The 14020-nt window shown below is 68.8% G+C and carries 15 protein-coding genes; 6 read left to right on the top strand and 9 right to left on the bottom strand.

Annotation, left to right across the window (positions count from 1 at the left end):
- The first annotated feature begins 33 nt into the window (after positions 1-33).
- Together KIK15_RS16960 and KIK15_RS16965 are read left to right on the top strand one after the other, a co-directional pair.
- On the top strand, positions 34-798 hold the full coding sequence (locus tag KIK15_RS16960) for a metallophosphoesterase (RefSeq protein WP_214245921.1): 765 nt from the start codon (positions 34-36) through the stop codon (positions 796-798).
- Entirely contained in the window at positions 788-1645 is an 858-nt protein-coding gene (locus tag KIK15_RS16965) for a ParB N-terminal domain-containing protein (RefSeq protein WP_214245922.1), read from the top strand. The genes KIK15_RS16960 and KIK15_RS16965 overlap by 11 nt, the downstream gene beginning before the upstream one ends.
- A gap of 16 nt (positions 1646-1661) precedes the next feature.
- On the opposite strand, the gene KIK15_RS16970 is transcribed toward KIK15_RS16965, so the two are convergent.
- The 3 genes from KIK15_RS16970 to KIK15_RS16980 all read right to left on the bottom strand — a co-directional run bounded on the left by KIK15_RS16970 (position 1662) and on the right by KIK15_RS16980 (position 4512).
- Positions 1662-2834 (bottom strand): ABC transporter ATP-binding protein, encoded by a 1173-nt coding sequence (locus KIK15_RS16970; protein WP_214245923.1) that lies wholly within the window; start codon positions 2832-2834, stop codon positions 1662-1664.
- 115 nt (positions 2835-2949) lie between these two features.
- Complete coding sequence (locus KIK15_RS16975; protein WP_214245924.1) at positions 2950-3438, bottom strand: general stress protein; 489 nt, start codon at positions 3436-3438, stop codon at positions 2950-2952.
- A 60-nt stretch (positions 3439-3498) separates the two neighbouring features.
- Complete coding sequence (locus KIK15_RS16980; RefSeq protein WP_214245925.1) at positions 3499-4512, bottom strand: CoA ester lyase; 1014 nt, start codon at positions 4510-4512, stop codon at positions 3499-3501.
- Positions 4513-4657: 145 nt separating this feature from the next.
- Here KIK15_RS16980 and KIK15_RS16985 point away from each other — a divergent pair, with 145 nt between their 5' ends.
- The 3 genes from KIK15_RS16985 to KIK15_RS16995 are packed head-to-tail and all read left to right on the top strand — an operon-like array spanning position 4658 to position 7761.
- Positions 4658-6025 (top strand): magnesium transporter MgtE N-terminal domain-containing protein, encoded by a 1368-nt coding sequence (locus KIK15_RS16985; protein WP_214245926.1) that lies wholly within the window; start codon positions 4658-4660, stop codon positions 6023-6025.
- A complete protein-coding gene (locus tag KIK15_RS16990) occupies positions 6022-6564 on the top strand; it encodes a DUF1003 domain-containing protein (protein WP_214245927.1) in 543 nt (180 codons plus the stop codon). The genes KIK15_RS16985 and KIK15_RS16990 overlap by 4 nt, the downstream gene beginning before the upstream one ends.
- A gap of 36 nt (positions 6565-6600) precedes the next feature.
- The gene (locus KIK15_RS16995; protein ID WP_214245928.1) at positions 6601-7761 is read left to right on the top strand and encodes an Mrp/NBP35 family ATP-binding protein; all 1161 of its coding nucleotides are present in this window, start codon (positions 6601-6603) and stop codon (positions 7759-7761) included.
- A 5-nt stretch (positions 7762-7766) separates the two neighbouring features.
- Here the strand turns inward: KIK15_RS16995 and tatB are convergent, their stop codons facing one another.
- The 4 genes from tatB to sigE all read right to left on the bottom strand — a co-directional run bounded on the left by tatB (position 7767) and on the right by sigE (position 11111).
- On the bottom strand, positions 7767-8243 hold the full coding sequence (gene tatB / locus KIK15_RS17000; RefSeq protein ID WP_214245929.1) for a Sec-independent protein translocase protein TatB: 477 nt from the start codon (positions 8241-8243) through the stop codon (positions 7767-7769).
- A gap of 13 nt (positions 8244-8256) precedes the next feature.
- Complete coding sequence (locus KIK15_RS17005) at positions 8257-9747, bottom strand: trypsin-like peptidase domain-containing protein (RefSeq protein WP_307851948.1); 1491 nt, start codon at positions 9745-9747, stop codon at positions 8257-8259.
- Between the two features lie 37 nt (positions 9748-9784).
- On the bottom strand, positions 9785-10249 hold the full coding sequence (locus tag KIK15_RS17010; RefSeq protein WP_214245931.1) for an anti-sigma factor: 465 nt from the start codon (positions 10247-10249) through the stop codon (positions 9785-9787).
- 187 nt (positions 10250-10436) lie between these two features.
- Positions 10437-11111, bottom strand: a complete 675-nt coding sequence (gene sigE / locus KIK15_RS17015) for an RNA polymerase sigma factor SigE (RefSeq protein WP_214245932.1) — start codon at positions 11109-11111, stop codon at positions 10437-10439.
- Between the two features lie 267 nt (positions 11112-11378).
- Here sigE and KIK15_RS17020 point away from each other — a divergent pair, with 267 nt between their 5' ends.
- Positions 11379-12128 (top strand): O-methyltransferase, encoded by a 750-nt coding sequence (locus KIK15_RS17020; RefSeq protein ID WP_214245933.1) that lies wholly within the window; start codon positions 11379-11381, stop codon positions 12126-12128.
- A 22-nt stretch (positions 12129-12150) separates the two neighbouring features.
- Here the strand turns inward: KIK15_RS17020 and KIK15_RS17025 are convergent, their stop codons facing one another.
- Both KIK15_RS17025 and KIK15_RS17030 read right to left on the bottom strand, forming a co-directional pair.
- On the bottom strand, positions 12151-12951 hold the full coding sequence (locus KIK15_RS17025) for an SGNH/GDSL hydrolase family protein (protein ID WP_214245934.1): 801 nt from the start codon (positions 12949-12951) through the stop codon (positions 12151-12153).
- Positions 12944-14005, bottom strand: a complete 1062-nt coding sequence (locus KIK15_RS17030; protein ID WP_214245960.1) for a sugar phosphate nucleotidyltransferase — start codon at positions 14003-14005, stop codon at positions 12944-12946. Before KIK15_RS17030 ends, KIK15_RS17025 begins: the two co-directional genes overlap by 8 nt.
- Between the last annotated feature and the right edge of the window lie 15 nt (positions 14006-14020).

Consider the following 14020-nt stretch of genomic DNA (forward strand, 5'->3'; position numbering starts at 1 on the left):
AACACCATGGTGTCTCGGCCGTAGGGTGTGCGCATGGTGCGGGTACTGGCAGTGGCCGATGAGGTGGTGGCGATGTTGGCCACCGATCTGGTGGAGCAGTTGCGACCCGACCTCATCCTCGGCGCAGGTGACCTCCCCTTCGACTACCTGGAGGCGTTGACCGATCGCAGTGGGGCTCCGTGTGTGTTCGTGCCCGGCAACCACGACAGCGATCTGAGTGGGTATCGACAGACTCGGGCGGGCTGGACGCTGGCCGGGTTGCCCAGCGACAACCCCGGCCCGCCCGGGGCCATCAACGCCGACGGGCGGATCGTCACCGCCGCCGGACTGCGCATCGCCGGTCTGGGCGGCTCGATCCGCTACAACAACGGACCCAACCAGTACGCCGAGGTCGCCCAACGGCGACGAGCCGCAGCGCTGCTACGACGGCACCGCTGGGCCGGCCTGCGGGCCCGACTGCGTCGGCGCCGTGACGACGGCGTGGACCACCCGGCGCGCCACGGGGTGGACATCCTGCTCACCCACAGTCCGGCGCGTGGATACGGCGACGGCGCCGATGGACCGCACACCGGGTTCGGCTGCCTGGTGGACCTGGTGCGGGCGTTGCGTCCCCAGGCTCTGGTGCACGGTCACATCCACCCCTACGGCAGCACGCCCCAGGATCTGCGTATCTCGTGGTCGGATGCTCCCGACGGCTCCGGAGACACCCTGTCGCTCAACACCGTCGGGTACACACTGTTCGACATCACCGCGGGCACCGGGCCGATCGTCATCCGGAGGCGACGTCGTGGCGCGTGACACCGGCTTCCCCGACGCCGACGCCGAGAGCGATTTCAGCCGGTTGCGCCGCCAGGCCGAGCTGGCCCGACTGTCGGCGTGGATCACCCGGCAACCGGCCGACGTCAACACCATCCTTCCGTTCGACGAGGTGGTGGCCGCCTTGGGTCGGACCGGTGAACGGTCGCTGGGCCTGAAAGCGATCGAGGTGTCGACGATCGTCGGCAGCGTGGACCGCACCCGCGACTTCGACCGGTACTTCCGCCCGACGTCGGCGCGGACCCGCGCCCGCTGGCAGCGGTTGGCCGCAGCACAGCGACGCGGCGAGGCGTTCGGACCGATCATCGTCTATCGAATCGGTTCGCTGCATTTCGTGGTCGACGGCCATCACCGGGTGTCCATCGCCATCGCCCGCCGCATCAAGACCATCGACGCCTACGTCACCGAGATCCACACCCGCATCTCCGCCGACGGGATCAACGCACCGTCAGATCTACTGCTCAAAGACCACCGACGGATCTTCCTCACGCGGGTGCCGTTGCAGGGCAAACAGGCCGAGGCCATCACCTTCGCCGACCCCTTCGACTACGCCGAGCTGGCCGAGAACGTGGAGGCGTGGGGGTTCCGGTTGTCCCAGGAGCTCGGAGAGTTCCTCAGTCGAACCGAGGTGGCGCGCCGCTGGTTCGGTGAGGAGTTCCTACCGGTGGTGCGGATGGCCCGACGCGCAGAGATCCTGCCTCAAGTCACCAGTGACGCCGAGCTGTACCTGTGGCTGGCCACCGAGCGATACCGGCTGGTGCGCAAACACATCTGGGACGAACAGATTGTCGCCGACCTGCGTGAGATCGCCGACCGGCGCAAGTCCTGACCGCGCGCCGCGAGTGTCAGAGACGCAGGTTGTGGCCGCCGGCCTGATCGAACACCGAGACCTTCGCGGAATCGAAGTGCAGCTGGGCGCGGTCACCACGCACGATGGTCGACTCCGGTGACAGCCGCGCCACCAACTGATTCGACCCCAGGTCGGCACCCGAGTCGGCCGCCAACTCGTCGAGAGCGTCGCTGGAGACGCGGTCACCGTCAACGGAGAAATAGGCGTACTTGTCCGATCCCATCGACTCCAGGGCGTCGATGGTGACGGTGATCGTGTCGGCGGGGTTGGCGATACGCGGATCGACCAGGCGAGCGTCCTCGAAGTGCTCGGGGCGCAGCCCGATCAGCACCTCGCCGTTGCTCTGACGCGCGCTCGCGTTGGCGACCACCTGCTGGTGATCGGCCAGCCGCACCTCGCCCAGGTTGGTGTGCACCGCGTCGGTCCCGAGCTTTCCGGGTACGAAGTTCATCGCGGGAGACCCGATGAACCCGGCCACGAACAGGTTCTTGGGCGCGGTGTAGAGCTCCTGTGGCGTGCCGATCTGCTGCACCTCACCGCCGCGCAACACCACCACGCGATCGCCGAGGGTCATCGCCTCGGTCTGGTCGTGGGTGACGTAGACAGTGGTGGTGCCCAGACGCTGCTGCAGACGCGAGATCTCGGTACGCATCTGCACGCGCAGTTTGGCGTCGAGGTTCGACAGCGGCTCATCCATCAGGAATGCCTTGGGAGAGCGCACGATCGCGCGGCCCATGGCAACCCGCTGGCGCTGACCACCGGAGAGGTTGGCCGGCTTGCGATCGAGATAGTCGTCGAGCCCCAGGATCTTCGACGCCTCGGCCACCTTGGACGAGATCTCGGACTTCGACAGCTTGGCCAGGGTGAGCGGGAACGCGATGTTCTCGCGCACCGTCATGTGGGGGTAGAGCGCGTAACTCTGGAACACCATCGCGATGTCACGATCCTTGGGTGCCTTCTCGTTGACTCGGGTGCCACCGATCCGCAGTTCGCCCGACGAGATGTCCTCGAGCCCGGCGATCATGTTCAAAGTCGTGGACTTCCCGCAGCCAGACGGCCCGACAAGGATGATGAACTCGCCGTCGGCGATCGCGATGTCGACCGAGTCGACCGCAAGTGACCCGTCCGGGTACTTCTTGCTCACCTTGTCGAGAACGATGTCGGCCATGGGTGTGTCCCTTCCCGGCACCGGATGCGGTCTCCGGTGGGTTCCAACTGTGAATGATCGAGCACCAACGTTAGGCGGCACGCGCAGAGTTCGGGGCGAACTCGCCGGATATGCCTCAAATCTGGAGCTTGGCCAGCAGATCTCGCGCCCGTTCAGCCGATTTGGGATCACAGATCACGTCGTAGCGTCCGGCCACCAGCTGCATCGTGGAGGCGAAGTCGCGCTGCCCGCGGGTAGCGGCGTAGGGCAGGGAGGTGGAGATGACGCCGAACACGATGCCGCCGATGAGTCCGAAGATGACCGGCGCCACCACGTTGCCGGTGACGATGCCGACCAGCAGACCGAAGAACAGACCCAGCCAGGCACCCGAGGCGATACCGCCGGCGATCACCTTGCCCCAGGTGAGGCGGCCCAGCACACGCTCGACCTGCATCAGATCGACTCCGACGATGGTGACGTCCTCGACCGAGAACTGTTCGTCGGAGAGGTAGTCCACCGCCCGCTGGGCCTCGGCGTAGGTGCTGTAGGAACCGATCGGCCATCCGCGCGGCGGCGTCGGCAGTCCCATTCGATTCTGATCGTTGGGACGCATCGGATTGGTCATGTCATCTCCCCGTGAAGGTGATGTGGCGACATCTCGCGTGGCCACGGACTGAGCCCCAGCCTAGGGCGAGGAGCCGCCGTCGGTGGCGGCAGGTGGCGCCAGGTGCTCGCCGCCGGCCGGCGGCGGCTGGGTGGTGCTGCGCCGCAGGCCCGCGGCGCGACCCCGCGCGGCCAGCCCGCGGGCCATCGCCGCGCTCGCCTCGTCGATCATCTCGCCGCGATGTCGCACCGCACCGCGTCGACCACCCGCGACCGAAGTGGCCTCGGCGTAGGCCTCCAGCAGGTCCTCGGCGGCGTCGTAGTCGGCCTGTCGGGGGGTGAAGATCTCGTTGACCGGATCGACCTGGCTGGGGTGGATGGCCCATTTCCCGTCGTAACCGAGAGCAGCGGCCGCCGCCGCCACGCCACGTAGACCGTCGGCGTCGTCGATCGCCAGAAAGGGTCCGTCGATCGCGGCGAGTCCGTGGGCCCGTGCGGCCACCAGCACCGACATCAGCACGTGATGGTGGGCGTCGCCGACGGTGTACCCGTCGGGTTGGGTGCCGGTGGTCAGCGTCCGCATCCCCAAACTGGCGGCCATATCCGCCGGTCCGATCACCAGAGCCTCCAGACGTGGTGTGGCCGTGGCGATCTCGTTGATCCGCAACAGGGCCCCGGCGTCCTCGATCTGCGCCTGCACGCCGATGGCGCCCGGCGGGAGGGCCCAGTTCTGTTCCAGCTGGGTCAGGATCAGGTCCAGGGCGATCACCTGAGCAGCACGTGCCACCTTGGGCAGGATGATCGAGTCGATGTGCACGCCCGCACCGCCCACCACGGCGATCACGTCCTCGGTGGTCCACGGGGTGTGCCACCCGTTGACCCGCACCGCCCGCCGGCGACACCGCCAGTCCGGGTGCTGCAACGCGGCGACCACCGTCGCACGAGCCTGAGCTTTGGCGTCGGGAGCCACCGCGTCTTCGAGGTCACAGAAGACCTCGTCGGCGTCGAGCCCACGCGCCTTGCCCAACATCTTCGCCGAACTGCCGGGCACCGCGAGCACCGAACGCGGTGCGACCGGACGGGCACGAACGGTCATGGCTCAGATCCCCTCTGCGTCGAATGCTCCTGCGTCGAATCCGTGTGCCTCAGATCCGCGCGTGTCAGATGCAGTGGCGGCGAGGCGGGAATCGTCGGCCCCACCTGCATCGGCGCTCGACACCTCGCGCACTACCCTGACGATCATGGCAGCTGTGAGCAAGGTGTTCGTGGCCAGGCTCGTCGGGCTCGCGGTCCTGGGGCCCGACGGCGAGTCCATCGGTCGCGTCCGAGACCTGGTGTTGGCGCTGCGATACGACGCGGCACCGCCACGAGCCCTGGGCCTGGCGGTGGAGTTGACCACGCGCCGAAGGATCTTCGTCCCGATGCTGCGGGTGACCACCATCGAACCCGACTCGGTCACCCTCAACACCGGAACGGTGAGTCTGCGTCGACTGAACCTGCGGCCCGGTGAGGCGTTGGCCATCGGGCAGATCCTCGATTCGCGGGTCAGCGTCGTCGATCCCGAGCATCCCGAGTTGACCGGCACCGAGCTGACGGTCCTCGACCTGGCCATCGAGCGCAATCGCACCCGCGACTGGGTGGTCACCCGGGTGGCCGTGCGCGCCCACCGGTCTTTGTTCGGCCGCCGCAGTGACACGCAGGTGGTGGAGTGGAGTTCGGTGCGCGGCCTCACCCACAGCTCACTGGAGCTGCCGGGTCAGGGTGTGGCACAAGCACTCTCACAGTTCGACGGGATGCGCGCCGCCGACGTGGCCAACGCGCTGCGTGAGCTGCCGGTCAAACGGCGTCAGGAGATCGCCGCCGCCCTCGACGACGAACGCCTCGCCGACATCGTCCAGGAGCTCCCCGTGGACGACCAGACCGACCTGATCGGGCGGATGGAGGTCGAACGCGCTGCCGACGTGCTGGAGGCGATGGACCCCGACGATGCCGCCGACCTGCTCTTCGAGCTGCCCGACAGCGAAGCCGAGGCACTGCTGCAGCTGATGGATCCCGAGGAGTCGGCGCCGGTGCGACGACTGCTCACCCACTCCCCCGACACCGCCGGTGGTCTGATGACACCCGAGCCGCTGATCGTCACCGCCGCGACCACCATCGCCGAGGCGCTGGCCCGCGCCCGCAACCCTGATCTGACCCCCGCCTCGGCGAGTCTGACCTTCGTGGTCCGTCCGCCGACGTCCACCCCGACCGGAAAGTACCTCGGGTGTGTGCACCTGCAGGCCCTGCTGCGTGAACCGCCGGCCAACCTCGTCGGCGGGATCATCGACACCAACCTCGGGCGGCTGGATCCGGCGGATTCGCTGGAGGCGGTGACCCGGTATTTCGCCACTTACAACCTGGTGTGCGGTCCGGTGGTCGACGCCGAAGGCCACCTGCTCGGCGCCGTCACCGTCGACGACCTCCTCGACCACCTGCTGCCCGAGGACTGGCGCGAAACCGAACTCGACGAGGGTGAGTCGGCGCAGGCACCCGCCCGGCCCAGCATCCCGACACTTCGGCGTCCCGGCACCGGCGAGATCGGCCGCCCCACCCCCACGGTGGGACGATGAGCGAGCAGGGGCGTCGGTCCCGCCTGGACACCCCGGCCAGCGGGCGGCGTCGGTTCCCGATCCGCATCGACGCCGACGTGGTGGGCGTCTACAGCGAACGGCTTGCGCGCTTCCTGGGTACCGGCCGCTACCTGGCTCTGCAGACCGTCGTGGTCATCATCTGGATCAGCCTCAACCTGTTCGCCGTCGGACTGCGATGGGACCCCTACCCCTTCATCCTGCTGAACCTGGCCTTCTCCACGCAGGCCGCCTACGCAGCACCGCTGATCCTGCTCGCCCAGAACCGGCAGGAGAACCGCGACCGCATCGCCTTGGACGAGGACCGCAGCCGGGCCGCGCAGACCAAGGCCGACACCGAGTTCCTCGCGCGGGAGCTGGCCGCGGTGCGACTGGCCGTGGGCGACACCGTGACCCGCGACTATCTGCGCAAGGAACTCGACGATCTGCTGGGCGAGCTGAAGGAGGCGTTGCGGTCGCCGGAGGACGCCGGCAACGAAACCCGCTCCCGATCGCGACGCGAAGGACCCGACCCACGCTGATCTCACCGCTCACCGAGGCGGATACGCTGGTCGGCGATGACTGACGACAGCACGCGACGTTCCCCGGCCGACCTGGAATCGGCCATCCGCTCGGCCCTGCGCTCGGTGACCGACCCCGAGATCGGCAAGCCGATCACCGATCTGGGCATGCTCAAGTCGGTGGCGGTCGCCGATGATCACAGCGTCGAGATCGGCATCTACCTGACCACGTCGGGCTGTCCGCTGCGCACCGAGATCACCGACCGGGTGACCCGCGCGGCCTCAGATGTCCCCGGGGTGGGTGCCGTGCGGGTGGAACTCGACGTGATGGACGACGCCCAGCGCACCGAGCTGCGCAAGTCGCTGCGCGGCGACCGCGCCGAGGCCGTCATCCCCTTCGCCCAACCTGGCTCCCTGACCCGGGTCTATGCGGTGGCCTCCGGCAAGGGCGGCGTGGGCAAGTCCAGCATCACGGTCAACCTCGCGGCCACCTTGGCTCAGGGCGGGCTCAGCGTGGGGGTGCTCGACGCCGACATCTACGGACATTCGGTACCGCGCATGTTGGGCAACGACGCCAAACCCACCCAGGTCGAGAAGATGATCATGCCGCCGGCCGCGCACGGCGTGAAGTTCATCTCCATCGCGCAGTTCACCACCGGAAACACCCCGGTGGTGTGGCGTGGTCCGATGCTGCATCGAGCCTTGCAACAGTTCCTGGCCGACGTGTACTGGGGTGACCTCGACATCTTGCTGCTCGACCTGCCGCCCGGCACCGGCGACGTGGCGATCTCCATCGCACAACTCATCCCCGGCGCCGAGATCCTGGTGGTGACCACCCCGCAGCAGGCGGCCGCCGAGGTGGCCGAGCGGGCCGGCGCGATCGCGCTGCAGACCCGGCAAAAGATCGTCGGCGTGGTGGAGAACATGTCGTGGCTTGAACTACCCGATGGTTCTCGGATGGAACCCTTCGGATCCGGTGGCGGGGCCATGGTCGCCGAACGACTCACCCGCGCCGTGGGCGCCGAGGTCCCGCTGCTGGGTCAGATCCCGCTCGACACCCACCTTCGTGAGGGTGGCGATCAGGGCGTGCCACTGGTGCTCTCAGCCCCCGACAGCCCCGCCGGCGCGGCGCTGCGTCAGGTGGCACAGTCGCTGGCCGTGCGTCGCCGCGGGCTGGCCGGGATGAGCCTGGGTATCGACACCACGCGCCGCACCTGAGCGATCTAGGTGGCGTCCCAGTCGGTGACCGACGGCCGCTCCTGCCGATCGCTGGGGGTCGGGGCCGACTTCTGCATCGAGACCGACGGTCCGTCGACGTCGAAGGCGGGGTCGGCCGCGTTGGTCGAGGCCGGGGTGATCGGGTCGATCACCGGCATGGGAGCCGACACCGGCTTGATCGGGGTGTCGGCGAACTCGCCGGTGAAGAACGAGTCATCGCCGTCGAGAAGATGTTTGGTGATCAACGACCGCGGTGACATGCCACGCAGTTCGTTGAGGTCGGCCAAGGGCTTGCGCAGGTCCTCGAACTCGGGGCCGAGGTCGTTCTTGAGCTGACTGGTGGCCCCGGAGGCATAGTCACGGACCTGCTTGAGGGATTTCATCGTCCATGACACCGCACCCGGTAGGCGTTCGGGACCCAGGATGACCAGACCCGCCACGAGGAGGACCAGAACCTCGCCCCATCCGACACTGCTGAACACGGTGTGAGCCTACTCAGTCGGCGACGGGGGTGAGGGTGGCGCTGAAGGTCCGACCGTCCCGCCAGTAGGTGAACCCGACCTCTTTGCCGATCGTCGAGGTTCGCACGGCCACCGTCAGATCCTCGCTGGCGTCGATCGGGCGACCGGCGAACTCGGTGATCACGTCACCTTCACGCAGCTTGGCCCTCTCCGCGGGCGAACCTTTGACGACGTTCTTGATCCGCGCTCCCAGCACCCTGTCGTTGCGCACCGAGTCGGCGTTCACGCCGATCTCGGCGTGGGTGGCCTTGCCCTTCTTGATCAGCTGGTCGGCGATGCCGCGCACCTCGTTGATGGGGATGGCAAAGCCCAGCCCGTAGGTCCCCTCACCTGCGCGACGCGCGGTGTTGATGCCGATCACCGCAGCGGAGTCGTCCACCAGTGGTCCCCCGGAGTTGCCGGGGTTGATGGCGGCATCGGTTTGGATCCCGTCGATGACTGCGTCGGTGTCGGACTCGTCGTCCGGTCGCAGCGGAACGGGTCGGTTGGTGGCGCTGACGATGCCCGACGTGACGGTGCGGTCGAGTCCCAGCGGTGAGCCGAAGGCCACGACCTCCTCGCCGATCTGCAGGGCGTCGGAGTTGCCGAGCTTGGCCACCGTCAGTCCCTCGACGTTGTCCACCTTGATCACGGCGAGGTCAGTGCGGGTGTCGCGTCCGACGATGCGCGCCGGGACCCGGTTGCGATCGAAGAAGGTGACTTCCAGCCGCGCCTTCTGGGTGGCGGCCAGAGAGATGACGTGATTGTTGGTGACGATGTATCCCGCCCCGTCGATCACCACGCCCGAGCCGGTGGCCACCTCGCTGTCGGTGCTGATGGTTATCGCGACCACCGCACGCTCCACCGCCGCCGCCACCCGAGCCACGTCGCCGAGAGGCTTCTTGCCTGCCGGTGGCGGACCCGCCAGCTTCACGGTGTCGGAGTTGAGATCGGGTGAGACCTCTGCGGTCAGTCGACCGATCAGTCCACCGGTGGCACCTATCGCCAGGGCCACGACCGCCAGCACCGCCAAAGCCCGCCAGGACACCCAGCGGTCGAAGAGCAGTTGCCGCACGGTGAGTTTCGCTCCTGGCAGCACCGGTTGCGCAGCGACCTCGGCGGCCACCGCAGGCGTGGACAACGCCGCGACACTGTTGGGGTCACGCCAGGGATCGTCGTCGACAACGGTGTCGGCGCGCGCACCGTAGCGAGCGTCGGGATCACGCTGCAACGCCTCGGGGGTGTCGGCGGGACGACCGAACGCCTCCCGCAGGATCGGGTCGGGGTCGGATACCACGGGCTGACGAGGCCGAATGCGCTGCTGTTCGGCGGCGGCGAACGAGCCGTCCACTCCGGCCGGTCGCCCGAACACCGCCGCAGTCTGCGGCGACACCGGGGCATGACGCCGCGGCGATCCGGCACCGGAGCCGGTCGGCGACGTTTGGGGATCGGACCCCGGCTGTTGCGACGGATTGGTCGGGTTCACCACAGGTCCTCACGTCGGGCTGTGCGCACCATCGAGCTCACCGAGTTCGCCACCGACTGGTGCGGTGCACCGGGAACCCGGGAGCGGCGAGCGGACCGGAGTCGCCGGCCGCGGCATCCGGGGCCTCGCCACCGCGATTGCCTGGGCTGGCGCGCAGGTCGATCTCGCGGGTGGGGATCTCGCTGAGCTGGCCGAGCAGCGCGGCAGGCATGGTGACATCGGGCGAGGACCGCAGCACTGACCGCGCTGACATCTGGGAGTCCACCTCGGCTGCGCACTCGGGGCAGGCGGCGATGTGGCGGGCGGCCCGTAGATGCGCCGACATCCGCAGCTCGCCGTCTACGAACGCCGCAACGGCTTCGGTCGCGAGGTGGTCGGTGGGTGCGAACCGGCGCCCGCCCGGCGTTCCGGGGGCCCGGTAGCGGGAGTTGGCGGTGAACGATGTCGCCGCAGGAGCCCAGGAGGAAAAGCCACGAGACTGAGGGCGATCGTGATCTGCCACAGTCGTCGTCCTCTCCTCGGCCTGGGGGGCGGTCGTCTGCCGCAGGTGACCGGTCGACCCCACGATAGCGAACCGGCAGCCACCGGTGCCTGCTGACGAGGCCCCGTGCGGGTCTAACCACCCCGGTTTCCCGCTGGTGTCGATGGGTCAACGAATGCCGCCGCCTGCGGGTTCCCCGCCGCCGCGCTCAGGACATAGCGGTCACACCGGTGGCGTCCAGTCCGTGGCGGCCGCAGGCGGCGAGGTGATCGCGGATGGCCTGACGACCGCGGTGGATGCGGCTGCGCACGGTGCCCAGCTTCACGCCCAGGGTGGCCGCGATCTCCTCGTACGAGAGCCCCTCGATGTCACATAGGACCACCGCAGCCCGGAACTCCGGGGCCAGCGAGTCCAGCGCCTGCTGCAGTTCGGGATCGAGGTGGGCCTCGACGTAGGCGCGCTCGGGATCGGGATCGGTGCCGGGTACCCGGTCGTAGTCCTCGGGCAGCGCCTCCATGCGGATCTTGGCGCGCCGCCGAACCATGTCGAGAAACAGGTTGGTGGTGATGCGGTGCAACCACCCTTCGAAGGTGCCCGGCTTGTAGCTCGACAGCGACCGGAAGACCCGGATGAACGTCTCCTGCGTCAGATCCTCGGCGTCGTGCTGGTTGCCCGAGAGTCGGTAGGCCAGACGGTAGACCCGGTCGGCGTGCTCGCGGACCAGCTCGTCCCAGCTCGGCATCGCGGTCGCATCACCGGTCTGATCGAAGCGCGCGGTCCCGGTGGGGATCTCGGTCGGGCCGGTGGCGGCGGCGAGCGTCGACACGGCGGAATCGGTCGATCCAGACGTGCGGGTCGCGGTCTCGGTCACGAGGCGTTGCATCAAGCGACTCCAGTTCCTCTCGGTCGGTGTGCGGATCAGTGTCGGCTCAGCGCCGTCAACATCTGCGTCCGAGGATGTGTTCCCCGGCGGTACCGACATGCGCCGCCGGCCACGTGGGCTCGGTGCGCTCTAGAGAAGACTCTTTCCCATCGGGGTGTGCAGGCAGTGTGAGAGAGCTGAGGGTTCACTGAGAAGCTCATCTCGATCGTGTGCCGGGCCCGTCGGACGAGGTCACGGTTGCGCCACACCCGGGGCCGGGAAGCGGCGATGGCGGTCGTGCGGCCCGATAACCTCGAAGACGTGTCCGACACCACCGGCGAGCGCTCCGCCGACCCCACCGCCCTGTTGCGCTACGCCGAGAACGCCATCGTCGAGGACGACGCCGTGCGCGCGGCGCGTGAGCGGGGCGGCGAGCTGGGGGCGACCTCGGTGTCGCCCGCCGTCGGCGCCACCCTGTGCCTGCTGGCCCGACTGGTCGAAGCGCGCTCAGTCGTGGAGATCGGGACCGGCGCAGGTGTGAGTGGTCTGTGGCTGTTGGCCGGGATGCGCTCCGACGGGGTGCTGACCACGATCGACCCCGAATCCGAACACCAGCGCAGCGCGAAAGCCGGGTTCGCCGCAGCCGGCGTGGCCCCGGGACGCACCCGGCTGATCAACGGGCGCGCAGCCGAGGTCCTGCCCAGGCTGGCCGACAGCGCCTACGACCTGGTGTTCGTCGACGGCGCGGTCATCGACCAACCGCGCTACGTCGCCGAAGGCGTGCGCCTGCTGCGCGCCGGCGGGGTGTTGGTGGTGCACAACGCAACCGCCGACGGCAAGATCGCCGATCCGACTCAGACCGACCCGGACACCGCAGCCGCGCGGGAGGCGGCACTGCTCATCTCCGAGGACGACGAGTTGCTGCCCGTGGTGCTGCCCCTGGGACGCGGGCTGTTGGCTGCGGCGAAATCGAATCCGGCCGGGTCTGACTCGTCGGGCTCGGGGTCAACCGGCTCGGGGTCGACCGCGTCGTCCTGAACTGGACGACCGCCGCGCCGGGTCACCGATCGGGCTGCACGTCGACGAGTTCGGGGAACCGCGGGGCGGTGGTGTCACCGCGGGAGACACCTCGGATGCGCCTGCCGATCCACGGTCCGGCCGCCTGAAGCACCCACTGCCCGTTGTCTTTCCATTCGTCGAGACCGGCCAGCGGGCGATGCGGGCCGAGCTCCACCGGGTCGAGGTCGTGGGTGACGTCGAGGGCCTCGAGCACCCGGTGCGCCATCTGCCGGTGGCCCGCGGTGGACAGGTGCATCCGGTCGAAGTCCCACATCCGACGGTCGGCGAACTCCCGGTAGCGCCAGAAGTCGACCAGGGTGAGGCCGTGCCGCTCGACCGATTCACGCAACAACTCGTTGTAGATGGCAAAACGTCCCCGCAGGGCCGCGAACAGCGGGCGGCTCCCGGTGTCGAATCCGGTGAAGGTGACCACGCGGGCGCCGGTCCCTGCCAGCCGTGACAACGCGGCGTCGTAGCGGCCGATCAACCCGTCGATGTCCACCCCGGGGCGCAGCAGGTCATTGGCGCCAGCACAGATCGCCAACAGATCCGGCTGCAGCTCGACCGCCGGTTGCACCTGATCGTCGAGGACCTGGTCGAGCAACTTTCCCCGCACCGCGAGGTTGGCGTACTGCAGCGGCGACCGCCCGGCGCCCAACCGAGCACCGGAGAGCACCTCGGCCACCCGGTCGGCCCAACCTCGAACACCGTTGGGCCGCACGGTATCCGGGTCACCCACACCCTCGGGGAACGAGTCCCCGATCGCGACGAACCGGCCGTACCGGGTGCCCGCGTCAGACATCGGTGGAGAAGCGCACCCCGCCGTCGGGGATCACCACCCCAGGCCACACCCGCGCCCCGCGCAGCAGCTCACAGCGGGCACCGATGTCAGCGCCGTCACCGATCACCCCGTCGCGCACCAGCGCTCGGGGACCGATCCGTGCGCCGAACCCGATGATGCTGCGTTCGACCACCGCGCCGGCCTCGATGACCGCGCCGTCGAAGACCACCGCGCCGTCGAGTCGCGCCCGGGCCCCGATCTCGGCACCGCGACCCACGACGGTGCCGCCGATGAGCAGCGCACCCGGTGCCACGCCGGCACCGTCGTGCACCAGCGACTCACCACGGACACCGGTCAAGGCCGGTGACGGCGCGATCCCTCGGACCAGATCGGCCGAACCGTGGACGAAGTCCTCGGGGGTGCCCATGTCACGCCAGTAGGCCGAGTCGACGAACGCGTGCACGTGGCGACCCTGGGCCAGCAACGCCGGGAACACCTCACGCTCCACCGATACCGGGCGATCCGGCGGGATCTCGGCGATCACCGACCGCTTGAACACATAACAGCCGGCGTTGATCTGATCGGTCGGCGGGTCCTGGGTCTTCTCCAGGAAGTCGGTCACCCGACCGTCGTCATCGGTGGGCACACAGCCGAACGCGCGTGGGTCACCCACGCGCACCAGATGCAGGGTCACCTCGGCGCCGGAGGCGGTGTGGGTGTCGAGCACCGCCCGCACGTCGGTACCCCCCAGGACATCGCCGTTGAACACCAGGATGTTCTCGGCGGTCAACTCGCTCAACACGTTTCGGATCGCTCCGCCGGTCCCCAGTGGTTCGGTCTCGGTGACGTAGCGCAGCGACACCCCCAGATCCGAACCGTCACCGAAGTGCTGCTCGAACACCTCGGCCTTGAACGAGGTGCCCAACACCACGTCGGTGATGCCGGCGGCCGCGATCCGGGAGAGCAGGTGGGTCAAGAACGGCACACCGGCGGTGGGCAGCATCGGCTTGGGTGCCGACAGCGTGAGGGGACGCAGCCGAGTCCCCTTGCCCCCCACCAGGATGACGGCCTGCACCGGAGGTCGCTCATC

It is taken from the genome of Williamsia sp. CHRR-6 (assembly GCF_018474015.1).
Lineage (GTDB): Bacteria > Actinomycetota > Actinomycetes > Mycobacteriales > Mycobacteriaceae > Williamsia_A.

Bases quoted from the DNA above. Each gene is read 5' to 3' on its own strand.
- KIK15_RS16960 (WP_214245921.1), top strand. From the start codon at position 34: ATGGTGCGGGTACTGGCAGTGGCCGATGAGGTGGTGGCGATGTTGGCC.
- KIK15_RS16975 (WP_214245924.1), bottom strand. From the start codon at position 3,438: ATGACCAATCCGATGCGTCCCAACGATCAGAATCGAATGGGACTGCCG.
- KIK15_RS16980 (WP_214245925.1), bottom strand. From the start codon at position 4,512: ATGACCGTTCGTGCCCGTCCGGTCGCACCGCGTTCGGTGCTCGCGGTG.
- sigE (WP_214245932.1), bottom strand. From the start codon at position 11,111: ATGCAACGCCTCGTGACCGAGACCGCGACCCGCACGTCTGGATCGACC.
- KIK15_RS16995 (WP_214245928.1), top strand. From the start codon at position 6,601: ATGACTGACGACAGCACGCGACGTTCCCCGGCCGACCTGGAATCGGCC.
- KIK15_RS16990 (WP_214245927.1), top strand. From the start codon at position 6,022: ATGAGCGAGCAGGGGCGTCGGTCCCGCCTGGACACCCCGGCCAGCGGG.
- KIK15_RS16985 (WP_214245926.1), top strand. From the start codon at position 4,658: ATGGCAGCTGTGAGCAAGGTGTTCGTGGCCAGGCTCGTCGGGCTCGCG.
- KIK15_RS16970 (WP_214245923.1), bottom strand. From the start codon at position 2,834: ATGGCCGACATCGTTCTCGACAAGGTGAGCAAGAAGTACCCGGACGGG.
- KIK15_RS17020 (WP_214245933.1), top strand. From the start codon at position 11,379: ATGGCGGTCGTGCGGCCCGATAACCTCGAAGACGTGTCCGACACCACC.
- KIK15_RS17025 (WP_214245934.1), bottom strand. From the start codon at position 12,951: ATGTCTGACGCGGGCACCCGGTACGGCCGGTTCGTCGCGATCGGGGAC.